General features: G+C 70.8%; 18 protein-coding genes. 6 read left to right on the top strand and 12 right to left on the bottom strand.

All coding sequences use genetic code 11. The features are described from left to right. Positions 1-4: 4 nt before the first annotated feature. Genes ACTMTI_RS18200 through ACTMTI_RS18190 form a run of 3 tightly spaced genes read left to right on the top strand, consistent with a single transcriptional unit; the run spans position 5 to position 2,597 of the window. Complete coding sequence (locus ACTMTI_RS18200) at positions 5-838, top strand: transketolase (protein WP_441121562.1); 834 nt, start codon at positions 5-7, stop codon at positions 836-838. Beyond that, entirely contained in the window at positions 835-1,818 is a 984-nt protein-coding gene (locus ACTMTI_RS18195; RefSeq protein WP_441121561.1) for a transketolase family protein, read from the top strand. Before ACTMTI_RS18200 ends, ACTMTI_RS18195 begins: the two co-directional genes overlap by 4 nt. Positions 1,819-1,835: 17 nt before the next feature. Next, a complete protein-coding gene (locus ACTMTI_RS18190; protein WP_441121560.1) occupies positions 1,836-2,597 on the top strand; it encodes an SDR family NAD(P)-dependent oxidoreductase in 762 nt (253 codons plus the stop codon). Positions 2,598-2,674: 77 nt separating this feature from the next. Here ACTMTI_RS18190 and ACTMTI_RS18185 read toward each other — a convergent pair whose 3' ends face one another. Genes ACTMTI_RS18185 through ACTMTI_RS18165 form a run of 5 tightly spaced genes read right to left on the bottom strand, consistent with a single transcriptional unit; the run spans position 2,675 to position 6,920 of the window. Further along, on the bottom strand, positions 2,675-4,042 hold the full coding sequence (locus ACTMTI_RS18185; RefSeq protein ID WP_441121648.1) for a UDP-N-acetylmuramoyl-tripeptide--D-alanyl-D-alanine ligase: 1,368 nt from the start codon (positions 4,040-4,042) through the stop codon (positions 2,675-2,677). A gap of 5 nt (positions 4,043-4,047) precedes the next feature. After that, entirely contained in the window at positions 4,048-5,004 is a 957-nt protein-coding gene (locus ACTMTI_RS18180; protein ID WP_441121559.1) for a D-alanine--D-alanine ligase family protein, read from the bottom strand. Between the two features lie 39 nt (positions 5,005-5,043). After that, positions 5,044-5,361: a hypothetical protein gene (locus ACTMTI_RS18175; RefSeq protein WP_441121558.1), complete on the bottom strand. Its 318-nt coding sequence runs from the start codon at positions 5,359-5,361 to the stop codon at positions 5,044-5,046. A 43-nt stretch (positions 5,362-5,404) separates the two neighbouring features. Continuing rightward, positions 5,405-6,616 carry an MFS transporter gene (locus tag ACTMTI_RS18170; protein WP_441121557.1) on the bottom strand — a complete coding sequence of 404 codons (1,212 nt, stop codon included), beginning with the start codon at positions 6,614-6,616 and terminating at the stop codon, positions 5,405-5,407. A 7-nt stretch (positions 6,617-6,623) separates the two neighbouring features. Continuing rightward, on the bottom strand, positions 6,624-6,920 hold the full coding sequence (locus ACTMTI_RS18165) for a hypothetical protein (RefSeq protein ID WP_441121556.1): 297 nt from the start codon (positions 6,918-6,920) through the stop codon (positions 6,624-6,626). 575 nt (positions 6,921-7,495) lie between these two features. Between ACTMTI_RS18165 and ACTMTI_RS18160 the strand changes: the two genes are divergently transcribed. Then, positions 7,496-10,780, top strand: a complete 3,285-nt coding sequence (locus ACTMTI_RS18160) for a BTAD domain-containing putative transcriptional regulator (protein ID WP_441121555.1) — start codon at positions 7,496-7,498, stop codon at positions 10,778-10,780. A 42-nt stretch (positions 10,781-10,822) separates the two neighbouring features. Here ACTMTI_RS18160 and ACTMTI_RS18155 read toward each other — a convergent pair whose 3' ends face one another. From ACTMTI_RS18155 to ACTMTI_RS18140, 4 genes are all read right to left on the bottom strand, one after another. Further along, entirely contained in the window at positions 10,823-11,851 is a 1,029-nt protein-coding gene (locus tag ACTMTI_RS18155; protein ID WP_441121554.1) for a DUF5678 domain-containing protein, read from the bottom strand. Between the two features lie 36 nt (positions 11,852-11,887). Continuing rightward, on the bottom strand, positions 11,888-13,321 hold the full coding sequence (locus ACTMTI_RS18150) for a phenylacetate--CoA ligase family protein (protein WP_441121553.1): 1,434 nt from the start codon (positions 13,319-13,321) through the stop codon (positions 11,888-11,890). Between the two features lie 650 nt (positions 13,322-13,971). Then, the gene (locus tag ACTMTI_RS18145) at positions 13,972-15,561 is read right to left on the bottom strand and encodes an alkaline phosphatase D family protein (RefSeq protein ID WP_441121552.1); all 1,590 of its coding nucleotides are present in this window, start codon (positions 15,559-15,561) and stop codon (positions 13,972-13,974) included. 220 nt (positions 15,562-15,781) lie between these two features. After that, the gene (locus ACTMTI_RS18140) at positions 15,782-16,120 is read right to left on the bottom strand and encodes a luciferase domain-containing protein (RefSeq protein ID WP_441121551.1); all 339 of its coding nucleotides are present in this window, start codon (positions 16,118-16,120) and stop codon (positions 15,782-15,784) included. 279 nt (positions 16,121-16,399) lie between these two features. Here ACTMTI_RS18140 and ACTMTI_RS18135 point away from each other — a divergent pair, with 279 nt between their 5' ends. Next, on the top strand, positions 16,400-20,530 hold the full coding sequence (locus tag ACTMTI_RS18135; protein WP_441121550.1) for an HAD-IC family P-type ATPase: 4,131 nt from the start codon (positions 16,400-16,402) through the stop codon (positions 20,528-20,530). Positions 20,531-20,576: 46 nt separating this feature from the next. Here the strand turns inward: ACTMTI_RS18135 and ACTMTI_RS18130 are convergent, their stop codons facing one another. Continuing rightward, on the bottom strand, positions 20,577-23,480 hold the full coding sequence (locus ACTMTI_RS18130; RefSeq protein ID WP_441121549.1) for a pyridoxamine 5'-phosphate oxidase family protein: 2,904 nt from the start codon (positions 23,478-23,480) through the stop codon (positions 20,577-20,579). Then, positions 23,477-24,229: an HAD family hydrolase gene (locus ACTMTI_RS18125; RefSeq protein WP_441121548.1), complete on the bottom strand. Its 753-nt coding sequence runs from the start codon at positions 24,227-24,229 to the stop codon at positions 23,477-23,479. Before ACTMTI_RS18125 ends, ACTMTI_RS18130 begins: the two co-directional genes overlap by 4 nt. A gap of 211 nt (positions 24,230-24,440) precedes the next feature. Here ACTMTI_RS18125 and ACTMTI_RS18120 point away from each other — a divergent pair, with 211 nt between their 5' ends. Further along, positions 24,441-25,322, top strand: coding sequence for a PaaX family transcriptional regulator (locus ACTMTI_RS18120; protein WP_441121547.1), 882 nt, complete (start codon positions 24,441-24,443; stop codon positions 25,320-25,322). Here ACTMTI_RS18120 and ACTMTI_RS18115 read toward each other — a convergent pair. Then, a complete protein-coding gene (locus ACTMTI_RS18115; protein WP_441121546.1) occupies positions 25,313-25,735 on the bottom strand; it encodes a RidA family protein in 423 nt (140 codons plus the stop codon). The genes ACTMTI_RS18120 and ACTMTI_RS18115 overlap by 10 nt on opposite strands. Between the last annotated feature and the right edge of the window lie 18 nt (positions 25,736-25,753).

Genomic DNA, 25,753 nt, shown 5'->3' with positions numbered 1-25,753 from the left:
GTCGATGACCGAGAAGCGGGTCGACGGGCTGCGGGCGTCCGCGCACCGGATCCGGGGGTACGCGCTGGACATGGCCGAAGTCCAGGGCCAGGGGTACATCGGCCAGGCACTGGGCGTCGCCGACATCCTCGCCGTCGTGTACGGCAGTCGGCTGCGCTTCCGGCCGGACGATCCGCACTGGCCGGGCCGGGACCGTTTCCTGCTGTCGATCGGCCACTACGCCATCGCGCTGTACGCCGCGCTCGCCGAGTACGGCGTCATCCCCGTCGAGGAACTGGCGACGTACGGCGCCGACGACTCGCGGCTGCCGATGTCGGGGATGGCGTCTTACACGCCCGGCATGGAGATCTCCGGCGGCTCGCTGGGCCACGGTCTCGCGGTGGCCGCCGGCATGGGGCTGGGGCTGCGCCACACCGGCAACCCGGCGCAGGTGTTCAACCTGATGTCCGACGGCGAGCTCGACGAGGGCTCCACCTGGGAGGCCGCGCTGGCCTGCGCGCACCACGGTCTCGACAACGTGACGGCGATCGTCGACGTCAACGGGCTGCAGGCGGACGGGGCCACCGCGGGCGTGCTGCGGACCGAGCCGGTGGCCGACAAGTGGCGGGCCTTCGGCTGGCACGCGCTGCGGGTCGACGGTAACGACATCCCCGCGCTGCTGGCCGCTCTCGACCAGCTCCGTGAACACCACGGCTCGCCATCGGTCCTGATCTGCGACACCCGCATCGGACACGGGGTCCCGCTGCTGGAGAACCGCGACAAGGCGCACTTCATGCGCGTGGAACAGCACGAGTGGCAGATCGCCCGCAACCAGCTCGAGGAGGACTCGCACCGATGACCACGGCCAAGCGGCTCACCACGTCGGCGATGATCGCCTCGTTCGCCGACCCCGGCCAGCGCACCACACCGGCCCCGTTCGGGCATGCGCTGGCGCGGCTGGCCGAGCAGCGCCCCGAGATCGTCGGCCTGTCGGCCGACCTGGCCAAATACACCGACATGCATGTCTTCCACGACGCACACCCCGGGCGGTTCTTCCAGATGGGCATGGCCGAGCAGGCGATGCTCGGGGCGGCCGCCGGGCTGGCCGAGGTGGGGCTGGTGCCCTTCGCCTCCACCTATTCGGTGTTCGCCACCCGCCGCGCCTACGACTTCCTCTGTCTGGACATCGCCGAACCCGGGCTCAACGTCAACGTCGTCGGCGCCCTGCCGGGGCTCACCACCGGCTACGGGCCCAGCCACCAGGCCACCGAGGACCTGGCCATCCTGCGTGGCTGCCCGAACCTCACCATCGTCGACCCCTGCGACGCCGTGGACATCGAACAGGCCGTGCCCGCGCTCGCCGCCGCCCCGGGCCCCACCTACCTGCGGCTCCTGCGCGGCGCCGTGCCCAGGGCGCTGGACGAGTACGACTACCGCTTCGAGCTCGGCAAGGCCGCTGAGCTGCGCACAGGTCGCGACGTCGTGCTCATCTCCACCGGGCTGATGACCATGCGTGCCCTGCAGGCCGCCTCCCGGCTGGAAGCCGACCACGTCGACGCCGCCGTGCTCCACGTGCCCACCATCAAACCTCTCGACACCGCGGCCATCCAGCGCGCGGCCCGTACCGACCGGCTGGTCGTCACCCTGGAGAACCACAGCGTCGTCGGCGGCCTCGCCGAATCGGTCGCCTCCACCCTCGCCTTCGCCGGCGTGGGCGCGCGCGTCGTTCCGATCGCTCTGCCCGACGCGTTCCTGGCCGCGGGCGCCCTGCCCACCCTGCACGACCGCTACGGGCTGTCGACCGACGCCATCATCGCCACGATCAGGGCGGAACTTTGAGCTCCCGGAGGAAGACCATGCCAGTCTCTGACCTGACCGCCATCGTCACCGGCGCGGGCTCCAGGCGTGGCATCGGCCGCGCCACCGCACACGCCCTCGCAGCCGCCGGCTGGAACCTCGCCATCCTCGACCTGGACGAAGCCGGCGCCAAGGAAACCGCCGACCAGGTCGCCCACCGCCACGGGGTGCAGGCGTTCGGCCTCGGCTGCGACATCACCGACGAGACCTCCGTCGAAGCCGCGATGGTCCACCTCGACGCCTCAGATCCTCCCGCCGGAGCCCTCGTCAACAACGCCGGCATCACCTCACCGATCCCGTTCCTGCAGGTCACCGGCACGGAATGGGACCGCGTCTTCGCCGTCAACGTACGCGGCGCCTACAACATCACCCGCCGCGTCGCCCCAGGCATGGCCGAGCGCGGCTTCGGACGGATCGTCTTCCTGTCGTCGGTGTCCGCCGAGCGCGGCGGCGGCGTCTTCGGCGGCGTGGCCTACTCCGCCGCCAAGGCCGCCCAGCTCGGCTTCGCCAGGGCCCTGGCCCGCGAGCTCGGACCGGCCGGCGTGACCGTCAACGCCGTCGCACCCGGGCTCATCGACACCGACATCACCGGCGGCGCCCTGGACGACGAGCACAAGGCGCGGCTCCTGGCGGGGACGCCCATGGGACGACTGGGCAACGTCGAAGACGTCGCCGACCTCATCGCGTACCTGTGCCGGGAGGAGTCCGGCTACATCACCGGCGCCACCTACGACGTCAATGGCGGCTCCCACATCCACTGACACGGGAGTGCCCGCGCCTGACGCGACGCGCTGGAGCAGCACTGGGGCCTGGGACCATCGGATGTACGGTCCCTCGGCTACACGGCCAGCGCACGGGCGCAGGCACCGAGCCCGATCTCGCTGGAGGCCTTGACGAGCACCACGTCTCCCGGTTCGAGAAGCGCGGTGGCCAGCCTGAGGGCGCCGTCCACGTCCCCGACGGTATGGACGGCCACGCCCTGGTTCGAGGACTCGGCCGCCTCCGCCATCGCGAGCGGATCCCCTGCTCCGACCGCGATCAGCACGTCGAAGCGGAGGCCGGCGACGAGCCGGCCGATCTCCGCGTGCCGGGCGCGGGAGGCGTCCGCCTGCTGCCCCATCGCGCCGAGCACGGCGACGGTACGACGGGTGCCGGCCAGGGCCTTCACCGCCCGCAGCCCGGCCCGCATGGATTCGGGGTTGGCGTTGTAGGCGTCGTTGACGATGGTGATGCCGTCAGGTCGTTCGACGATCTCCAGCCGGCCCGCGGAGCGCCGCCGGGCGGCGTTCAGCCCATCGGCGATCTCGGCGACGCCCAGGCCGAGTGCGGTGGCGACGGCGGCGGCGGCCAGGGCGTTGCTCACCTGGTGCTCGCCTATGAGGTCGAGCTCGACCGGGGCGCGGCCGGAGGGCGTCACAAGCTCGAACGCGGTGCGCGCGCGGTCGTCCATCCGCACGTCTTCGGCTCGCACCTGCGCCTCCGCCGACCTGCCGTACAACAGGATCTGGGCCTTGGTGCGGCCGGCCATGCCCATGACGAACGGGTCGTCGGCGTTGAGCAGGGCGAAGCCGTCCGCCGCAAGCGCCTCGACCAGCTCGCCTTTGGCCTCGGCCACGTCGGCGAGCCCGACTCCCATACGCTCCACATGTGCGGTGCCGACATTGAGCACCAGCCCGACCTGGGGTTGTGCGATCCCGGTCAGGTACGTCAGGTCGCCCTTCCGGCCTGCACCCATCTCCAGCACCAGGTATCGGGTGGTGGCATCGGCACGCAGCACGGTGAGCGGCAGCCCGAGCTCGTTGTTGAACGACCTGTCGGTGGCGACCGTCGCGGCGTGCCGTTCGAGCACCTGGGCAAGCAGGTCCTTGGTCGTGGTCTTGCCCACGGAGCCGGTCAGGCCGATCACGGTCGGGCTGATGTGTTCGAGCACGTGCTCGGCCAGCAGGCCGAGCGAGAGCTGGACGTCCTCGGCCACGAGGGCGGGCACGCCGACGGGCCTTGAGGCCAGCACGGCGACGGCGCCGCCCGCGACGGCACCGGCCGCGTAGTCGTGACCGTCGACGTTGGCGCCGACCGTCGCGGCGAACAGGCCGCCAGGCGCCACCTCGCGGGAGTCGACCGCTGAGGGGGCTGTCACCAGCGCCTGCGGGTCGCGCACGTCGTGCAGGCTTGCGCCGACGACCTGCGCGATCTCGTTCAGCGTCATGGGGATCACGAGCTACTCCTGGCGAAGGCGAGGTCGATGAGGCGGCGCAACAGGTCCGGGTACGGGACACCGCTCGCGGCCCAGGCCCTGGCGTAGACGGAACGGGAGGTGAAGCCGGGCATGGTGTTGATCTCCAGCACGTACAGGCGTCCCGTGTCCTCCTCATAGAGGAAGTCGACACGGGACAGGCCGTAGCCACCGATCGCCCGGAAGGCGCGCAGGGCCAGCTCGCGCACGTCCTCGATCACCCGTTCCGGCAGCACGGCGGGGATCGTGGCGATCTCGGCCTGGCTGAGGTACTTGGCCTCATAGTCGAGCCAGTCGCCGGGCACGATGAGCTCGCCGGGCACCGAGGCATCCGGCGCGTCATAGCCGCCGAGCACGCCGCAGATGACCTCGCGCGCGGTCACGCCCTGCTCGACGACGACCACCCGGTCGTAGGTGAGCGCCAGCTCAACGCCCGCGCGCAGTTCCTCCATGGAGGTGACACGTGCGATGCCGACGGAGGAGCCCATGTTGGCCGGTTTGACGTACATCGGCCAGTCGAGCGACTTCACCAGACCCCAGTGGTCAGTGGTGGTGCGCCAGTCGTGCTCGGTGAACCACACGTGCGGGGTGACGGGAATGTTCTCCGCCAGGAACGTGCGGCGCATCGCGACCTTGTCCATGGCCACGGCGGAGGCCAGGACGCCGCAGCCCACGTACGGAATGCCCAGCGTCTCCAGGTGACCCTGGATAACGCCGTCCTCGCCGAACGGCCCGTGCAGCACGGGGAAGACCACGTCCGCCAGATCGCGTCGCAGCTCCACCGGCCACCTGCCCTGCCGGTCGATGATGACGGCGACGGGCTCGTACAGATCCCTCGGCAGGGCATCGAGCACGGCCTGCGCCGACTGCAGCGACACCTCATGCTCAGCGGACGGCCCACCCGCCAGCACAGCTACGCGCACGCGTTCGGTCACGATCGATCAGCCTTTCTCAGCGGCACGGAGACGGCGCGGCTAGCGGTACGGTGCTCGCCGTCGCAGCACCCGCCTGCCGAGTGTCGATTCTTCGCCTGACCAGTTCCCAGGCCATTCGCTGTCCAATTCCTGGCCGAAGAACACCCGGTGTGCCGCACTCGGTCGCTTCTGGTCGCCCGCGCCGGTCATCGCCGCCGGCTCGTACGTTCGCCGCCTCATGGCCTGCCGGAAGTACTCCTCGGCGCCGATCGGCCGGACGCCGGCGTAGCGGTGGTTGTCGAGCGGGTCGAGTACGTCGACGGGTGCCACCTCTGTGCCGAGCAGTTCGATCGCCTCGAGGTGCTCCTTCTGCGGCATGCCGCAGAAGCCCATCTGGATGATGACTCGGTTGATGCCGTGTTCAGGGAGTGTCGTCAGCGTGTACGGCTGCTGCCGTAGCGGAACGGTGGCGTGTGTCGACCGCAGGCGCCAGGAAGGCGACGGAGGCGACGAAGGCGAGCACCACCAGCATGGCTGAGCGCAGGCCCCAGTGCTCGCCGAGGAAGCCGAGGCCGGGCGGGCCCACGAGGAAGGCGACATAGCCGATCACAGCCACCAGGCTGACGCGGGCGGTCTGGTCCGGTCCCGATTCCCCCGCGGCCGAAAGAGCGACGGGGAAGCCGAGTGATGCGCCGAGTCCCCAGAACAGAACTGCCGCTCCGGCCAGCACGGCGTTGTCGGAGAAGATCACCAGGATCAGGCCCGCTGCCCCCGAGACGGCGCTGGCCCGCACGACGGTGGTCCGGCCGAAGCGGTCGAGAAAGAACGTGCCGCTGAAGCGGCCGATCGTCATGGCGGCGGCGAACCCGGTGAAGACCAGGGATCCGGACGCGGCGTTCAGGCCGTGTCCGTCCACCATGAGCAGCGGCAGCCAATCGTTGGCAGATCCCTCGGCCAGGGCCATCGCCAGCACGATCGCACCGATCAGGAGGAGTTTGCGGTCCTTCCAGACTCTCGGCTTCGGATGGTCGGCGCCGGTGCCGGCTTGGTCTGCTGTGAGGATTCCGGTGCCTGCGGGAATGGAGCGGATGGCGTAGCAGAAGGTCGCGGCCGCGATCAGGGTGACCGCTGCCAGATGCCAGTGCACCGGGAGGCGGGCGGCCGTGGCGGCGATGCCCGCGCAGGCGCCGATGACGGTGCCCAGGCTCCAGCAGCCGTGCAAGGTGGGCAGCGTCGTCGTGTCACTGATCCGTTCGACGTCGGCGCCGTCGACGTTGACGGCGACGTCAGCTGCTCCCATGCCCGCGCCGAACACGGAGAGGCCCGCCATGACCAGCGGCGCGGATGAGAGGAGAGTGCCGGCGCTGATGACGGCCATGCTCACGATGACCAGTGCGGTTCCCACGCCGATGACGGGTCTGGTCCCGTAACGGGAGACGAGACGTCCGGAGCACAGGATTCCGACCATGGAGCCGAGCGACAGGCCGAACAGCACCCAGCCCATCTGGCCGGTGGACGCCTCCAGCCGGTCGCGGATGTCCGGGGTGCGGGTCACCCATGACGACATCGCGCCTCCTGGGAGGAAGAAGAACAGGAACAGCGCCTGCCGGCGCCGGCGCGTGGCGAGGTCCATGTAGATATCAGCTGCGCGTGCGGATCAGCATGACCAGCCCGGCGATGAACGACCCGAGCAGGAGCGGCGACAGGACCGCGAGGCCGCCCCACACGACGAGGCCGAGATAGCCGAGCGCGGACGAACTGTACGTCGGGTCGGCGTCAGCGGCCGCGAACAGCCCCAGGCCGAGGACGACACCGGCCATCGTGAGCGCGATCGGCGTCCACAGGAGCACGTGGGCCCACACACGGTACGTCCGACTGTGGACACGCCGGGCCGACGGCACGTTTGGCTGCCGGGGATACCCGACGTATTCGCTCATGCCCCATTTGTACCAGTCCGCGTGGGCCCCGCACCGCAGGGCCGGCCGTGGCCGTCGTGTACGACGATCCGTCGGCCGGCACCTCATAGGTCACCTTCTTGGGCGGGAAGATGTAGACGCTCTTGGTCTGCAGCCAGTTGCTCCGCAGCTCCTTCTGCGCGCCCAGGTCCACGGTGATCGAGTAGGGTGCGCCGGTGTTGCGCCCCTGCCAGGCGACATCGCCGTAGGACACCGTGCCGTACGTCCCGTTGGTCAGCTCGCCGCCGCTGTCGGGGTAGGACGAGGAGGGCGTCGACGACATCGTGTACGGCCGGCCCGCCGCCAGGTTGACCGGGTTGTTCGGGGCGGCCGGGGTCGTGGCCGAGACCGAGCGCTCGCGCCCGACTGGTTGCCGGCCGCGTCGAAGGCCCTCAGCGTGTAGGTGTAGGCCGTGGACGGGGCGAGCCCCGCGTCGGTGAAGGTGGTGGGCGTGCCGTACAACGTCTTGATCGACTTCACGCTGACGCGGATCACTCGATGAGAGCGAAGAACGGTCATCGTGCCATTACTACAGCCACCCCCGAAACGGGCGCCCGGTGACCATCGCCTTGCGTACCTCGGCAGCCCGGTGTAGAACGTGTCTCGATGATGATCGGGAGCCGCCTGTGACCGTGTTCGGAATTCTCGGTCCTGTTCAGGCCCGTTCCGCAGACAGGCCCGTGCATCTCTCGGGAAAGCAGCGGTCCGTACTTGGCGTGTTACTGCTCTACCCCAATACGTCCGTCTCTCTGGATCGCCTGATCGACTGCCTGTGGGAGGAGCCGCCCGCGTCGGCCGTATCGAACATCCACAGCTACGTCACCCGCCTCCGGCGAACGGCCGTCCCCCAACTCGTCACCCAGGACCACGGCTATCTCCTGAACCTTGAGCGGAGCCAGCTCGACCTGCTCGTCTTCGAGGACACGCTGAGCAGGGCCCGTCGCCACGCGGACTCCGGAGACCTGGCCGCGGCCAGCGACGAATACCGGACCGCCCTGTCACTGTGGCGCGGCCGGCCTGCCGAGGACGCGCTGCTCACCTCCTCCGTGGCGCCTCGCGTCGCTCTGCTGGAAGAACTGGCGCTTTCAGCCCGGTCCGACTGGACCGATGTCCGCTTGAGGCTGGGCCTGCACGAGGAGCTGATCGGCGAGTTGCGGGCGCTCGCCGAAGCCAACTCGCTCAACGAAGGCGTCTGGCGGCAGCTCATCCTGGCACTCCACCGGTCCGGCAGGCGGGCAGAGGCCCTGGAGATGTACAGCCGGGTCCGTACGGTGTTGGCGAGCGAGCTGGGCGTCGAACCGGGCACCGAGCTCCAGAGCCTGCGCGCGGCGATCCTGGGGAACGACGCGGTGCTCACCCGTCCCGAGCGCGAGCCTGTACGCCGCCTCGTTCCCCGGCAGCTCCCGCCGGCGGTGGGCCGGCTGATCGGCAGGCGGGCGGAGCTCAAACAACTGGACGAACTGTCAGCCGCGCAGGTGATCCTCGTGGTCGGGGGCGCCGGAGTAGGCAAGACCACGCTCGCCGTCCACTGGGCGCATCGCGTGGCGGAGCGGTTCCCCGACGGGCAGCTCTTCCTCGACCTGCGGGGGTTCGACCAGGCGCAGCCGATGAGCACGGCCGAGGCGTTGCCGCGCCTGCTCCAGGGGCTTGGCTGGCCCGCGGAGGACATCCCCGTGGAACTGGAGGCCCAGATCGGCCTGTACCGGTCGATCCTGGCCGGACAGCGTGTTCTCGTGGTGCTGGACAATGCCGCCGAGCCCGACCAGATCCGTTCGCTGATTCCCCCCGAGACCGGATCCCGGGTCCTGGTGACCAGCCGGGACCGGCTGAGCGGTCTGGTGGCGCTGGAGTCCGCCGGGCGGATCACGTTGGACGTGCTCGACCCGGACGCAGCCGTCGATCTGCTCGCCGACACCATAGGACCGGACAGGACGCGCAGGGAACCGCACGCCGCCGCGCGCCTGGCCGAACTCTGCGCGCGCCTGCCGCTGGCCCTGCGGGTGGCGGGTGCCAGAGCGGCGGGCAGCCCGCACAAGACGCTCGCACATTACGTGGCCGAGCTCGGCGATCATGACCTGCTCTCCCAACTGGAGGTCGAGGGCGATCCGCGTACGGCGGTGCGCGGCGCGGTCGGCCGATCCCACGAGGCGCTGGCCCCGGCAGGACGGCGGCTGTTCCGGCTGATCGGGCTGGTGCCGAACACCGGCATCACTGTCGCGGGCGCGGTGGCGCTGTCGGGCTATTCTCCAACGGACACCGCCCAGCTCCTGGACGGCTTGGCGCGGGTCCATCTGATGAGCGCGGAACCGGACCGCTATACCTGTCACGACCTGCTGGTCACGTACGCCGCGGAGCGGACCGAGGCGGAGGACCCGCCCGCCGAGCGCGAGAGCGCCATCAACCGGTACTTGGACTTCTACTTGCGGACGATCGTCTCTGCGGGCGAGCACGTCGATGTGCGAGTGGTCGGACCGGCGCCGGACGGACCGGTCACGGAGGTGACGCCCCTCTCCTTCGGCAACGCGACCGACGCGGAGAACTGGCTCGACCAGGAGTGGGACACCATCGCCGCGATGATCGCCCGCGCGGCGGAGCGCGGCCCCCACCACTTGGCCTGGCGGCTGGCCGATGCCCTGAGAGACGTCCTGCCCTGGAAACGGCCCATCGCCGAATGCCTGCGCATCGCCGAACTCGGGCTCAAGGCCGCTCGCATCGAGCAGGACAGCATGGGACAGGGCGCGATGCTCATGTCCATCGGCTACGTACGGTGGCGGATCGCCGACCTGGACGCCGCCATCGACGCCTACCGTCAGGCGCTGCCCTTCCTGCGCCGCGCGGGCTGGCGCGCGGGAGAATCGGCCGTGCTGCGGGCCAGCGGAGTGGCCCTCGCGCAGGCCGGAGCGCCCGAGCAGGCCGTCAACCGGTTCCGGCGGGCCCTGGCCATCGACCGCGAGCTCGGCAACCGCGTGGGCGAGACATCCAGTCTCGGCAACCTGGCGGCGCTGTATCTCGACCTCGGCCGCCTGCGTGACGCGGAAGAGCGCCACCGACAGGCTCTGGACGCGGCCATCGAGATCGGCAAGCGCCAGCTCGAGGCCGTCGTCCGCACCAACCTCGGAGTGGTTCAGCGGGAAATGGGCCGGCTCGGGGACGCCTTCGACACGCTCAGCGGGGCATGGTCCGTCGGGCGCGAGATCGGATCCCCGTACGTGGAGGCCATGGCGCTGGAATCCCTCGGCAGCGTGCATCTGGAGGCGGGTCGCCATGACGCCGCGCTCCAGGCTCTGTCGGAGGCGATATCCGTGGCCAAGAGAGTCGAGAACCATGAGATCGAGGTGCGCGCACTGATCGGGCTGGCGCTGGCGAGACTCCGGCGCGGGGATGCCGGAGACGCCGACGCCCACCTCGCCGCTGCTGCGGCCGTCACCGAACACACCAGCCACTGGCCGAACCAGGTGGAGCTGCTGCTGGCGCGCTCGGAGCTGGCCCGCTTCCGCGGCCTTCACACCGAGGCGCTGGCCCACGCCGACAGCGCCCGGCACCTGGCCGGCAATGGGTTCGCCTTGGCTCTGGGCAAGGCACACAGCGCCATCGCGGACGCGCGCCTCGGCCTGGGCGAGCTGGTCTCCTGCCAGGAGCACTGCGAGGAGGCGCTGCGGGTCTTCCGCCGGACGGGGCAGCGGCTCGCCCAGGCCAGAACACTGATCACTCTGGGGCATGTGCTCCGGGGTACGGGGAGGGAGAACGCGGCCCGATCGGCTTGGCGGCGCGCGCATGCCATCGTGACGAAAGCCGACGCACCTGAACAGATGGAGACATTTGCCTTGCTATACCCGTCGTAGCCCCATCGCCCGGGTCGCGGCCCTCGTGCCACGTCGCCGCTGCTACAGCTGCCGGATGAACGGGACCTTCTGGTAACCGGCGCGGCGTGCGGCCCGTAGCGCCGTCCCAGGTGTCGGTCCGTGTGCTATGACCACATCGTCGTCAACGGCCACCCAGGTGCCGGTCGGCGTGCCGGTCGCGGATCGGGCGGTGCGGAGGGCGGCCGCCATCTGATCGATTCGACCGGACGTGTCGACCGCTGACGTTGGCACACCGAGCCATTGCTTGGTGCGGCGTTCCACTCTGCGGATCCTGCGCCAGACCAGATACTGCACAAGGATCGCCGGCCCCAGCACGGTGAGGAACGCCATGCCTGAGCGGAGCACGCCGGTGGCGAACCCGATCTGCACCACGATGATCAGGCCGATGCCGCCGGCCGCCCCGATCCATCCCGCGGTCTTGCCGTACGCCTTGGTCGCGACCATCGGCCACAGTGCGAGGATCAGACAGTCGCCGAGGCCCGCCGCGACCGGTATGGCTCCGGTCGTCACGGCGAGGAGCGGCGCGAACGGATAACCCTCCACCTGAGCCAGGAACCGATCGGTCATGTCGCCGAGGCCGGTCGCGAACAGGTCGTACACCGCCAGCGCGGTGGCGAACGCCGCGACGTGGCCGGCCGTCATTCCGGTCTGCGTCCACAGACTTGTCACGCCGATCACGACGATCATGATGAGGGCCGCATTGAGCACCAGCACCAAGGTGCCGTACCCGGCGATGGCGGCTCCGGCCGTGGCGGCGACGAGTAGCACGGCGGCGATCGTGGCAGGTCGTCCGCCCAGCAACGGCGCGAGGGCCAATTGGACGCTGGCGAGGAACATGACGCCGAACACCGCGGAGACGGCCGGTGCCGGCATGGCGAGGTACGCGACGGGCATCACGACCACCAGGCAGCTCATGATGAGCACGTCGGAGGTGGTGAAAAGGCCCACCGGCGGTCGCGGCAGCCGGAACCGGTGCGCGTAGCCGAGGCCGAGCAGCACGATCAGACCGATGAGGAGGTCGAGTAACGCGAAGTTCTGCAAGGTGAACATGGGGGATCTCCGGGCCGCCGAGTGAGGTGATCGCCGCTATGAACGCGACGTCTCGAAGCTGTGCTCATACAGGTCCGCGCGTACTCGGCACGGCTCGGGAAGGTCTCGGGCCTCTTCGACGAGCACGATGTCGGAGACCTGGAGCGAACGAGCCGTCGCCAATTCCTCGATCCGGCCGAGCACACCGCCGCCGCGTGGTGCGACGACGTGAAGATCGGGCTTGAGCGGATCGCCGGCCAGCGCGTACCGGGTCGGCAGCGGGACCTCCCTCACTGCCTGCAGCACCTCCAGGATGTCGCGGGCGGTCGGACCTCCGGTGAAGTGTTTGGCCCGCCCGACGATCGGGGAGGTGGCCGGCAGCTGGGCCAGTTCGCAGCCATAGGGTTCGTCCGGGAGCCGGCGGACGAGATCGCCTGTCCGGTATCGGACGAGCAGCGTCGTGTCGCGGTAAGGCGCGTACGGCGTCGCCACGAGCTCGCCGATCTCACCCACCGCTGCCGGGGTGTCCGCGTTCAGGTCGAGCACCTCGAAGTGGGCCTGCTCGGATGCCAGATGAAGGTGCTGCTGGGTACACACGAGTCCCGTGGTCGGCACCAGCTCCGTCATTCCGTACACGTCGGAGACCGGTACATCGAACACCTCGCGTACCCGGTCGCGGAGCGCGTCGGTCAGGATCTCCGCTCCGGTCAGTATCTGGCGCAGCCCGAAGTCTCTGGCCTGCCAGCCGTCCTGCTCGGCCCGCTGCACGAGCGCCCCCAGGTATGAGGGAACGGTGTACAGGTCGGTGATGTGCGGCGCCTTTCCGGGCAGGTGCAGCGGCGTGGCCAGCCGGTCCAACGCGATGCCCGGGTCGACCAGTCCTTGCGCGACGAAACCGGCGCCGACGAGGCCCAGCGCCCGCTGCACCGAGATCAGGCCCACCGTCGCTCGCGAGCTGACACACGACATGCTGACGTGGTGTTCTCGCACGCCGCCGACCATCAGGTAGGAGATCGCCGACAGCACCGCCGAGAGTTCCAGCTCGTAGCGCGAGAACCAGACGACGGTCGGCGTCCCGGTGGTGCCGGTGGTCTGTGCCATCAGGACCGGCTCGCTCTGGTCGGACACGAACGCCGGACCGGCGCCGCGCAAGGCCGACTTGGGCGTGGACGCGACCTGGTGCAGTTGATCGAGTCCGATTCGAGTCGAATCGACGCCGTGCTCCTTGAACCAGAGCCGATAGTAGGCGGTGTGCTCGGCAGCCTGGCGGATTGCCTGGCGCAGTCGCCGGTCCGCCATCGCCCGGCGGATCTCCGGGTCGTCGACACCGCCGCCGGGCAGCAGTTCATTGGCGTCGTCACCTGGCTCGCCCAACTCGTCAAGCGTTTGGCGGAGGTCGATCACCATTTTCCGTAATGCGTCCACGTCGAATCGGCCGCCGCGGAGCACGGTGGCGACATAGCGGAGCTGTCGAGCGGCTGTGGCAAGCATGGGGCCTCACTTCATCCGACGGCACAGACCGGCCGGTCGGCCGGTCTGTCGACCGGCCGACCGTGTTCCATTAGCTGCAGGGCAGCTGGAACAGTGCGGTCGTCAGGGTGCTGAGTGCGTACCTGGCATAGCGCAGGCTCATTCTGACCACAGGTTCCTCCATTCGACGCTCGCCCCGGCCTTTTCCGCAGCGAGGCATATGGGTGGTGTGGTGACCAGAGGCCGCGTTCGGACGACGATGCGCGAGCAGCTAAAAGCATCAAAGCGCTTGACATCGCCCAAACCCGGCCGTCTGTGCACACCGATCGGCGGTTTCCGGCCCGATGGACGGCGTAGGATCTTGGGACGCGGAGGCGGGGGAGGCCACGCCCAAGATCGCCGCGGTCGCGCTGAGGACGCCAGCCTTCGCTTGAGATTGACAAACACGGAGCTGCTGTCCCCATTTCGTGCCCGGCTCTCCTGGTGCGATCGCCTCACGCCAACGATTGCGGTGGGCTCCACAAAGCCTCCATATGATCACCACATGCGAGGGCCCTCTGGCGATCGCCGCCATGGCCGGCGCCCCGGGCACCGTCTCCGGGTTCATCGCCCGCAGGCTGCGTGCGCAGCCCGACGGCGAAGTACGCCACCGACCCGATGAGCGCCGGTGTTCACACCGCCTGGGTTCCGGGGATTCCGTCCTCCACCACGAAGGACGCGTGGGTGTACGCCGGCGCGTCGGAACGGCCGACCGTCGTCACCATCCGCAGGTCCGTCCGCCACTGCTCCCGGTCGACGGTGCACTTGACGTAACCGCGGCGGTCGCCGTCGAAGAAGCGGATGTGTTCGTTGTGGCGGATCATCGGACCGTAGTACGGGCCGTAGACGGTGTCGTCGCCGTTGGTCGAGATGGACGTGCCGACGAACTCGGTCGCGATCACAGGCGAGTCCGGGTCGTCGAAGTCCCGCTTGATGTCGTTGACGAAGGTGGAGTGCCAGTCACCGGTGATGATGACGGGGTTGCGGACCTGCGCGTCGGCGAACCGGTCGGTGACCCGCTTGCGTGCGGCGGGGAACCCGTCCCACGCGTCGTGCCACAGGACGTCCCCGGACGGTCCGTCGTGGTCGAGGCGGCCCATCATGACGTTGTTCGCCAGGATGTTCCACTGCGAACGGGACGCCGCCAACCCGTTCAGCAGCCAGCTCTCCTGCTCGCGCCCGAGCATCGTCACGGACGGGTCGTACGCCGCGTCGCACGCGGGCGCCTCCCCCCAGCCGCACGGCGGGGTGTCGCGGTACTGCCGGCCGTCGAGCACGTTGAACTGGGCGAGGTCACTGTAGGTGAGACGACGGTAGAGGCGCATCTCGTCATCCGTCGGGATCGAGGAGCGGCGCAGCGGCTGGTGCTCGTAGTAGGCCTGGTAGGCGGCGGCGCGCATCTGCCGGATGTCGCCCTGCTGCTGCGAGGTCACGCCGGCGTAGTCGTTCTGCACCTCGTGGTCGTCCCAGGTGACGATCCAGGGGAAACGTGCGTGGGCCCGCTGGAGGTCCGGGTCGCTCTTGTACAACGCGTACTGCAACCGCCACCGGTCCAGCGTCTGGCAGTCCTCACGGAGATGCTCGGGGACCGGCGTGCGGCGGTAGCCGCCGTCCGCCGGGATGCCGGTCTCGTAGACGTAGTCACCGAGGTGCACGACCAGGTCCAGGTCCTCCTCGGCGAGGTGGCGGTAGGCCGAGTAGTATCCGTTCGCCCAGTGCTGGCAGGACGCGAACGCGAACGACAGACTCGAAACCCTGTCCCGTTTCGCGGGAGCTGTGCGGGTCCGGCCGACCGGCGAGACCTCACCGCGATAACGGAACTGGTACCAGTACTCCCGATCGGGCAGCAGTCCCTCCGGCTCGACGTGGACGGAGTGCGCCAACTCGGGCAGCGCGGCCGTCGTGCCCTGCCGCACAACCCTTTTCATCGCCGGATCGGTGGCCACCTTCCACTCGACGGCGACCGCCTTCGGCGGCATGCCGCCGCCGGTGGGGGCGAGCGGGTGGGGGGCCAGGCGGGTCCACAGCACGAACCCGTCAGGCTGCGGGTCCCCGGAGGCGACACCAAGGGTGAAGGGGTAGCCGGCCGACTGTGCCGACGCGGCAAGCGCACCTCGCTCGAGAGACACCTGGGCCAACGCGGCAAGCCCGGCGATACCGCTCATCGCGCCGACGAAACGCCGGCGATTCCAACCCTCGGACGGCTGAATCGGCTCTGTCATGGTCATCACTCCTTGCACACGGATGTGACGAGTGATGTTCCGGCCTGCCGATGACCTGCGGCTGAAATACGGTCGAACCTGCCATGAGTGGCGTGTTGCAGTCAGAAGCCGGGCAACCGCCGCGTCCGCCCCGGCGAGGGTGAACCCGCCGTCCGCCTGTTTTCGGAGAAGCGGACCTCGTGTGGGTGGCCGGCGTACGGTGGCCGGCAGGGCGGCTCCTTCAGAGGTTGGCCTTGAGCGCCACGCTGACCAAGGACAACAGAGCGTGGAGAGCCACGGAGTCCTCGAGACGGATGATCACCCATCCCGGCTCCGCGGAGCGATCGAGGTGCACGGACGCGTCCAGCGTCCTGATCAGACGATCGATCACGGGACTGGTCAGGTGCAGGTCTGCGGTGCCGTGGTCGTGCAACCGGATGATCTCGCGGTCACTGGCGCTGAACGTCACCGCCTCACCATCGCGGACCATGACGAGCGTGGGCCAGGCGCGCAGGGACTCGACTGCCTGGCCCGCGTAAGAGGCCGCGAGCTGCTGCTCACTGGGCTGATGCCATGTCACACTCTCATGCTGGCGGTCAATGGCCCTGTTGCGAAACCTGCCGTTCTCCAACCGTTATCCGCGAGCGAAGGCCCCCATTGCCCCTGAGCCGCCGCGCCGGCCGCGTTCCGGAACGGGCCGCGGTGGAGTGCGTAAGTGGCCGTTCACTGAAAATTCATCGGTGATGCTGTCTGACGGCGGAGTGTGGGGTACTGGGACGCAATGACTTTAGGCCTTGGAAGCATCACGCGTTCCCTGCGCCGGGCGGCGGAGGCTGTCAGCACTCTCGCCGGTCCGCTCATGGGCCGATCCACCTGGACCTACCCCGGTCAGATCCATCTGGAGCTGCTGCGTGAGCCGGCCGTGGCCGCCGACATCGAAAGCGCGCTGCAGGCCGTGCCGGGGGTGCGCTGGGCGCGGGTCAACGCCGCCCTGGGACGGGCGATCGTGGCGCTCGCCGATCCGCCGGCCGACACGGCGGAGCTGATGGCCGCGCTCGACGAGGCCGAGGAGGGAGCGGCGGGCAAGTCGCAGGAGCGGGTGCCCGAGGAGCCACCGCCAGGGCTGGTCCTGGCCGCGGACGTCGGCGGCATCGTCGCGACAGGGGTGGAGTGGCTGACCCGTCGCACGCCGTTGCCCGCGGAGGCGGCCGGTCTGCTCTCGCTGGTCACCAGCATGCCGCGGCTGCGGGAGGCGGTCGACGCGGCGATCCCGATCCCGGCGGTGAAGGCATGGCTGCCCGTCGCGGGCGCCGCGGTGCAGGGGCTCGCCCCCGGCATGACCGGCCTGGCGGCCGACCTGGCGCAGCGTCTGGTGCAGGTACGGGAGACGCGGGCCATGGAGGGCGCGTGGGAGGCCAGGCAGGAGAGCCTGGCCGGGTCGCCGGAGCGGGCCGCCTGCTCCGGCGCACCTGGACCACGGCCGGGAGCGCTGCCGAAGGGCGCGGCCGAACGGTACGCCGACCAGCTCATCAGCGGGGCGCCACTGGGCGGAGTGGCGGGCTCGCTGCTGACCATGAACGTGCGGCGGGGCGTGCAGACCGCGATGATCTGCACGCCCAAGGCGGCCTTCGCGGGGCGGGAGTCGTACGCCGCCGAGCTTGGCACGGCGCTGTCGCAGCGTGGCGTGGTGGTCGCCGATCGACGGGCGCTGCGGCGGCTGGACCGGATCGACACCGTGCTGCTCGACGAGCGCGTCCTGCGTTCGCCGCGCAGCGTCATCGGCGAGGTGGCGTCGGTGAACGGAGCCGATCAGGAAGAGGTCGCCACCTGGCTGTACCGGCTCTTCGACCCGGAGCGCCCGCGAGCCCGGCAGACACACGGCCCGTGGGAGCTGCGTGCCCGCGGCGCGAAGCTCACCCTTACCCGCGACGGCGACAAGCAGGCGGTCGCCGAGACGGTGCGGCAGCGCCTGCCGCACGCCGACGCCGCCATCGCCATCGCCCGCGCGGCAGGGCTGCGGCTGGTCCTGCGGCCGCGGGTCGACGCCGACCAGGTACGCCGGTTGCAGGCGAACGGGGCCGGGGTATTGGTGGTCTCCGCGAACGGCAGGGCCCTGGCGCAGGCGGACTGCGGGGTCGCAACGATGGGGGACGGGCCGCCGCCCTGGGGCGCTCACCTGCTGCTCGGCGACGACCTGCAGCCCGTGGTGCCGCTGATCGCGGGGGTCGCGGCGGCCCGCGACGTGTCCGCGGAGGGGGTGCGGCTCTCCCGCGCGGGCACGGGTGTCGGCGCCCTGCTCGCGCTGACCGCCCCGGCGAGCCGCTCGGCGAGGCTGGCCCTGGCGGCGGTGCACGCCGTGACCTGCCTGTCGATCGGCCAGGGTGTGTGGCGTGCCCGGCGTGCTGTCCGAACCCCCGCCCCCGCTTCGGCGAGCAGCACGCCGTGGCACGCGATGCCGGTAGAGACGGTGCTGCGCGAGCTGGGCACCGGCCTCGGCGGGCTGCCCGCGGCCGAGGCCTCCCGCCGCCGCGCCGGCGGGAGGGCCACGGCGAAACGGCCGTCCCTGCTGCGCGAGACGGGGGCGGAGCTGGCCAACCCCTTCACCCCCGTGCTCGTGGCCGGGGCGGCGGGCTCGGCGGCAGTCGGCTCCGTCGTGGACGCCGCCCTGGTGGCAGGGGTGATGGGGCTGTCCGCGCTGGTCGGCGGGTTCCAGCGAACGGCGACCGCGCGTACCCTGGCCGGGCTGGCGGGCCACGTCAGTGTGCCCGCGAGAGTGCTGCGCGACGGACGGGAACGCGACGTCGACGCCCGCGATCTCGTGCCCGGGGACGTCGTGCTGCTGTCGGCCGGGCAGGTCGTTCCCGCCGACTGCCGCATCGCGCGCGCGGACGGGCTGGAGGCCGACGAGTCCACGCTGACCGGCGAGTCGCTACCGGTGGCCAAGGACGCCGCGCCGGTGTTCGCTCAGGAGGTGGCCGAACGGCGGTCCATGCTTTATGAGGGCACCTCGATCGCCGCCGGTACCGCCACGGCCGTGGTGGTCGCCGTGGGCGAGGCGACGGAGGCGGGCCGGGCCATGGCGGCCGCCGAAGACCAGGCGCCGCGCAGCGGGGTGGCCGAACGACTGGCCGAGATCACCCGGGCTACCACGCCGATCGCGGTCGCGTCGGCGGTGGCCGTGACCCTGTCCGGCCTGGCCCGCGGGCGGCCGCTGCGCGAGACCCTCGGCGAGGGGGTCAATCTCGCGGTCGCGTCCGTGCCCGAAGGGCTCCCTCTCCTGATCAGCGCGGCCCAGCTGGCCTCCACCCGGCGGCTGTCCGCGCATCGCGTACATGTGCGGGACCCGCGGTCCGTCGAGGCGCTCGGCCGGGTCGAGGTGCTGTGCTTCGACAAGACCGGCACGCTGACCGCGGGCGAGATTCGGCTGGCCCGCGTCTGCGACGCGTACCACGACCGGCCGCCGGAGGAACTGGACGACGAGCTCACCCGCGTCCTCGCCGTGGGACTGCGGGCTACGCCGGAGAAGGAGAGCAACGGCGAGCACAGCCACCTCACCGATGCCGCCGTCGCCGCCGGAGCGGGCCGGGCGCGGGTGACGCGCAAGACGGGCGCACGGGGCTGGCGCGAGTTGGCGGCGCTGCCGTTCGAGCCTTCCCGAGGGTTCCACGCCACCGTCGGCCGCTCGGGGCGTACGCGGTTGCTCAGCGTCAAGGGGGCACCGGAGACCGTGCTGCCGCGCTGCACCCGCGTCCGCATGAACGGCGACGAGCGCCCGATGGACGACGAGGAACGGCGACGCGCCGAGGAACGAGTGGAGTCCCTGGCCGCCTCCGGACACCGGGTGCTCGCCGTGGCCGAGCGTGCGAACACGCAAGGGGATGAGCCGGCCGACGCCGACGTCACCGACCTGGTCTTCGTGGGCCTGCTGGGTCTGGCCGACGCCGTACGGCGGGAGGCCAGCCCGGCCGTGTCCCGGATGCGCGAGGCGGGTGTGCAGATCGTCATGCTCACCGGCGACCATCCCAGCACCGCCACCGCCATCGCCGCCGACCTCATCGTGGCCGACCCCAAGGTCCTCACCGGCCCCGAGCTGGACGACCTGGACGACGCTGAGCTGGACGAGCGGCTTCCGTCCATCGACGTGGTAGCCCGCTGTACCCCGGCGCAGAAGGTCCGGATCGTCCGCTCCTTCCAGCGGCTCGGCAAGACGGTGGCCATGACCGGAGACGGGGCGAACGACGCGGCCGGGATACGGCTCGCCGACGTGGGCATCGCGCTCGGCGGCACCGGCACCCCAGCGGCGCGGGCGGCGGCCGACGTCGTGGTGGCCGACGACCGGCTGGAGACGATCGTCGCGGCGCTGGCCGAGGGCCGGGCCATGTGGGCGTCGGTCCGGCGGGCCCTGGCGATCCTGGTGGGCGGCAACCTGGGGGAGATCGGCTTCACCCTGATCGGCTCCTTGGCCACGGGCGCCTCACCCCTGTCGGCCCGGCAGTTGCTGCTGGTCAACATGCTCACCGACCTGGCCCCCGCGCTGGCCATCGCGCTGCGCGCGCCCTCGCCGCGGTCATCGGCGGAACTGCTGAGAGAGGGGCCCGAGAGCTCGCTGGGCCAGGCACTCAACCACGACATCGCCCGGCGGGCACTGACCACGTCGGTCGGCGCCGGGGTCGGCTGGACGCTCGCGAGATTCACCGGAACGGCGGCGCGGGCCCGTACCGTCGGGCTCGTCGCCCTGGTCGGCACCCAGCTGGCGCAGACGCTCCAGGCCGGCGGGCGCGACCGTACGGTGCTGATCAGCGCGCTCGGCTCTGCGGCGATGCTGGCCGCCGTTGTCCAGACCCCTGGGGTCAGCCACTTCTTCGGCTCGGTGCCACTCGGCCCGGTCGCCTGGCTGATCGCGTCGGCGGCGGTGGCGGCCGCGCTGATCGCTGACCGCGTGGCCGAACGCCCGCTGAGCAGAGTCATGGACCGCCTCATCCGTCCCTGAGCCGGTGGCGTGCGCATGCGAGGCTCACCACGTTGACCAGGCCTGCTCAGAGACCGTGGATCCGGCGGCCGGTGATCTGGTGTGGGGTGATGCGGATGTAGAGGTCGCGCTCGCCGCCCGCCCATGGAGTCACCCCGCAGGCGGCCATGTCCTCGACCTCCTCCTCCGGCACGTGGTGCGCGGGCCCCTGCACCAGGACGCTCCACCCCTCCTTGTTGATCTCGTCTATTTCGTCGATCTCGAAGGCGATCTTGATGTCGACCCCCTCCAGGCCTGTCCGCAGGTCCTGGTCCATGGGCCCGCCGGCGGCCGTGCGGAAGACGATGTCGCCCTTGTGCGTCTTGTAGTTGACGGGCAGCACGGTGGGCCCGTGCGAGCCGGTGAAGGCCACCCGCCCGATCCCGCCCGATTTGATCAGCCGCAGGCACTCCTGTTCGCCGAGCTCCTCCAGCCTCGGATGGGCCATGGCGCGACCGCGCCCCAGCGGTCGTTCCAGGCCGCCGCCGAGCAGCCCCTCCACCGTCGTCTCCAGGGCGCCTGCCAGACGGTAGAGCGCGGCGGTGTCCGGGGTGTCGGGGTTCTCCTCCAGATATTTCACATAGCCTGACGACATGTCGGCCCGCTCGGCGACCTGCTCGCGGGTCAGTCCCAGACGCCGGCGGTGGTGAATGATGCGTCGTCCGAGATCACCTGGGCCTGCCATGATCGCTTCTCCTCCTCTATAGACACGGCGTACGGTGCCGTTGATGCGTGCCTCGCGCCCTTCGGCGTCGATGAAGATCTGCCGCCCGCGGTAGCGGATCGGCAGGGCCAGCATGCCGAGTTGGGCGGGCAGCAGCGGGTCCAGCCGCAGCCCGTCCCGGCGCAGCTCCATGCCCAGGTAGCAGCGCTGCAGCAGGTCGAGCGTGCCGCCCATGGCGCCCAGGTGGATGCCCTCCGCGGTGGTGCCGTCCTGAACGTCCTTGATGTCGCTGTAGAGGGCCTCGGTGAAGAAGCGCCAGGACTGCGCTCTGTTGGAACGTGCCAGAACCCAGGCGTGCACGACCGCGCTGAGCGTCGAGCCGTGGCTGGTGCGCTCCTCGTAGTAGGCGATCGTACGGGTGATCAGGCCGGGTTCGGCGGGGTAGCCGAGCCGCTCCAGGACGCCGGTGAGCTCCTCGCCGGTCAGCAGGTAGAACAGCATCACGGTGTCGGCCTGCTTGGAGGCCTTGTAGCGGTTGATGTCGTCGCCGTCGGCCTCCAGCGCCCGATCCAGCCGTCGCACGCCCCGGTAGCGGGCCCAGTCGAGTTCCTCCAGGTCGCCGTACCCGCTGAACTGGCTGATCACCCCGTCGTGGAAGTCGACGCGCAGGCGGCGGCTGATGTCGTCCCAGCGCTCCAGCTCGGCTGTGGCCGGTGCCAGGTCGGGGACCAGGCGGGCGGTTTCGCGGGCGCGCGTCATCAGCCAGGCGGTCATGACGTTGGTGTAGGCGTTGTTGTTCAGACCCGGTAGGGCGGCGCCCAGATAGCGGTCGTGGTATTCGTCGGGGCCCATGACGCCGCGGATCTCGTACCGCTCGCCGTGCCGCACCGCCATGGAGGCGAAGAATCTGGCGATGTCGAGCAGCAGCTCGGCGCACCACGGCGGCATGGAGCCGGTGGCCAGGTAGTGATGCCACACGTTGTAGGCGATGGCCAGGCCGACGTGCCGCTGCAGGTGGGAGTGGTCGGGCAGCCAGCGGCCCGAGATCGGGTTGAGGTGCAGGACCTGGGTCTCCTCGCGGCCGTCGCTGCCGCTCTGCCAGGGGAACATCGCGCCGTCGTACCCGGCCTCCCTGGCCGCGTCCCTGGCCTCGGGCAGGCGCCGCCAGCGGTAGCGCAGCAGGCCGAGCGAGATCTCGGGGAAGCGCAGGTTGAACCACGGCTGGACGAACAGCTCGTCCCAGAACACGTGGCCACGGTAGGCCTCGCCGTGCAGGCCGCGGGCGGGCACGCCGGCGTCCATGTCGGCGGTGTGCGGGGAGAGGGTCTGCAGCAGGTGGAAGATGTGCAGGCGGACGAGCCGCGACAGTGCGGGCCCGTCCACGTCGAGCCGGGCGCGCCGCCACAGCCGCTCCCACGCGGCGGTGTGGCGGGCCAGCAGGTCGTCGAAGTGCGGGGCGCGGCGCACGTGGCGCAGGGCCGCCGAGCGGGCGTCGTGGCTGGCATGGTCCCGCGACGTGGTCAGCGCCACGGTCTTGATGAGGGTGACCGGCCGCCCCTCGGTGAGCTCGAGGACGTGCTCGGAGACGATGCGATCGAACTCCCTGTGCACCGAGCCCGGCGGCGGGACCGGGTCGAGCCGGCCGGCCAGCGCGATCGTGATGTGCGAGGAGCGGGTGACGGCGGTCAGCCAGCCGATGTCGTCCTGGATGCCGGTGTCGTGGCCGGTCAGGTGATCGCCGCGCAGCTCCCGGTAGCGCGCCACCCCGTGGTTGGCCACCCGCCCGTCCAACATGGCCCGTACGCGGAGCGGACCCGACCAGTTCTCGGCGGTGAACGTGGACTCCATCGCCGCCAGGTAGGGGTCGGCCATGGACACCACCCGGCGCTGGCGTACCGCCGTGATCCGGCCCGCGCCGTCGCGCCAGCGCACCTCCCGCGCCAGCACCCCGCGCCGCAGGTCGAGCTCGTGGCGGTAGTCCAGCAGATCGGCCCGCTCGGGCGCGAACCAGCCGGAGTCCGGCGTGGCGAACCTCAGTGGCAGCCAATCGGGCAGGTTGACGAGGTCCTCGTTCGTCACGGTACGTCCGGAGACGACCGAGTCGATCCGGTCGTAGCAGCCCGCCACGTACGTGCCAGGCGCGCGCGCCTCGCCGTCCGGCGTGGCCCCGCGCGTGGCGAACCTGCCGTTGCCCAGCGTGCACAGCGCCTCCCGCAGCCCCTCCCCGGCGGGGTCGAAGCCTTCGTAGGCGAGCGTCCAGGCGTTCATCGCCGGCCCGCGGGCACGCGGCCCGCCACGCCCACGTCGGCCAGGTCGCCGACCACTTCGTCGGCCCCGGCGGCCCGCATCTCCGCCGCCTGTGCGCCGCTCCGGTCCACCGCCACGACCAGGCCGAACCCGCCCCGGCGCCCGGCCAGTACGCCCGGCAGCGCGTCCTCCACGATCGCCACCCGGGCGGCGGGCAGCTCCAGGCGGCGCGCGGCCTCCAGGAACAGCGCCGGTTCCGGCTTGCCCGCCAGCCCCAGCTCGGCCGCGTCGTTGCCGTCCACCAGCACGTCGAACAGGTGCAGCACGCCCGCCGACGCCACGACCGCACGGCAGTGCCTGCTGGCCGACACCACCGCCGTACGGCAGCCGCGCCGCCGCAGCTCGTGCAGCAGCGCCACCGTGGAGCGGAACGCCGCCACGCCGTGCTCCTCGATCTCCTTCACGAACAACGCGTCCTTGGCCAGCCCGAGCCCGTGCACGGTCGCCGCGCCCGGCTCGTCGTCCGGCCCGCCCTCGGGCAGCGAGATGCCGCGCGAGGCCAGGAACGTCCGCACCCCGTCCAGCCGCGCCCGCCCGTCCACGTGGGCCAGGTAGTCGGCGCGGATGTCGAACGGCGCCGACCGGCGGCCTCGCAGGAAGCCGTCGAAGACGTGTTTCCACGCCGCCGCGTGCACCCGCGCCGTGTCGGTGACCACGCCGTCGGTGTCGAAGACGACCGCGTTGAGCCTGGTCAGGTCGAAGGTGGCCATGATTGGACGCTACCCGCGCGGACGTACCCCAGCCCTGGGCCGCCGGACCTGTCCCGCAGGGACGACGACCCCTGCCGGGCTACGAGGGCCGGGAAACCGGCGTCCGCAACGCCTCCCGCAAGCCGGTGCCGGCCTGCGGGAGGCATCCCCGCGCCGAACTGCTCCCCGCGCTCATCGGCCTGATAGGCCGGGGTGGCGATATCGTGTCTGCGTGACGACGCCAAGCAGCGCGACCGAAGGATCGGAGCCGAGGTCGACACAGCCCCGGGCCTTCATTGTCACGATCTACGGGTTGTACGCACGCGAGGTCGGCGGCTGGATCAGCGTCTCCGCGCTGATCCGGCTGATGGGGCAGCTCAAGATCGACGAGCCGTCGGTGCGTTCGGCCATCTCCCGGTTGAAGCGCCGGGGCCTGCTCGAGGCTCGGAAGGTCAACGGCACGGCCGGGTACGGCCTGTCCCAGCAGGCCCGGGAGATCTTGGACGAGGGCGATCAGCGGATCTTCGGCCGGCAGCGTGCCGAGCTGGCGGATGGGTGGTTGCTCGCGATCTTCAGCGTTCCCGAGTCGCAGCGGCAGCAGCGGCATGTGCTGCGGTCGCGGCTGAGCTGGCTGGGGTTCGGCACGACGGCGTCGGGCGTGTGGATCGCGCCACGCCACCTGTACGAGGAGACCCATGAGGTGCTGGAGCGCTACGAGCTGTCGGGCTATGTGGATTTGTTCCAGGCCGACTATCTGGCGTTCGGAGACGTCACCGAGCTGGTGGGCCAGTGGTGGGACCTGGAGGGGCTGCAACGGCTCTACGACGAGTTTCTGAGTTCGTTCGGCCCGGTGCTGGATCGGTGGCGGCGAAGTGACGCCGGCGGTGACGCGGAGGCGTTCGGCGACTATGTGCGGGCGCTGACCGCGTGGCGACGGCTGCCGTTCCTCGATCCGGGGCTGCCGCCGGAGCTCCTGCCACGCGACTGGTACGGGGTGCGCGCGGCTGAGCTGTTCCATGAGCTGAAGCACCGGCTGACCGAGCCCGCGCACCGCTTCACGAGCTCGGTGATCGATGAACCCGGCGGCCACGGTGTGGCGGCCGGTCAGCGGTAGGGCGCGAAGGTCAGCCTGTCCTCGGGGATGACGGCGACGCCCAGAATCTCGATCATCGCCTCCGGCTGCCACAGGGCGGTGCAGCCGATGCCGGCCATGGCCGGGTAGACGGGCCCGGCGAGCTCGCGCCAGACGCTGCCGATCTCCTTGCCGTGCGCCTGGTAGTCGGGGATGTCGGTGAGGTACAGCGTGATGCTGACCATGTCCTCCGGCCGGCCCCCCGCCTCGCGGAGCGTGGTGAGGACGTTGCTGAAGGCCTGGCGGAACTGCTCGACGATGCCGCCGTCGACGATCTTCATGTTCGCGTCGAGCGCGGTCTGGCCCCCTAGATACAGCGTGTTGCCGATCAGGGTTCCGTGCGAGTAGCCGCTCGGAGCCGGCAGGCCGGCCGGGTTGACAGGGATCGGGGTCATCACGCCTCCGTCAGGTCT

Source organism: Nonomuraea sp. H19 (assembly GCF_052068215.1).
Classification (GTDB): Bacteria; Actinomycetota; Actinomycetes; order Streptosporangiales; family Streptosporangiaceae; genus Nonomuraea.
The sequence above is the reverse complement of the archived record's forward strand: the minus strand, read 5'-3'. Positions and strand labels throughout refer to the sequence as shown.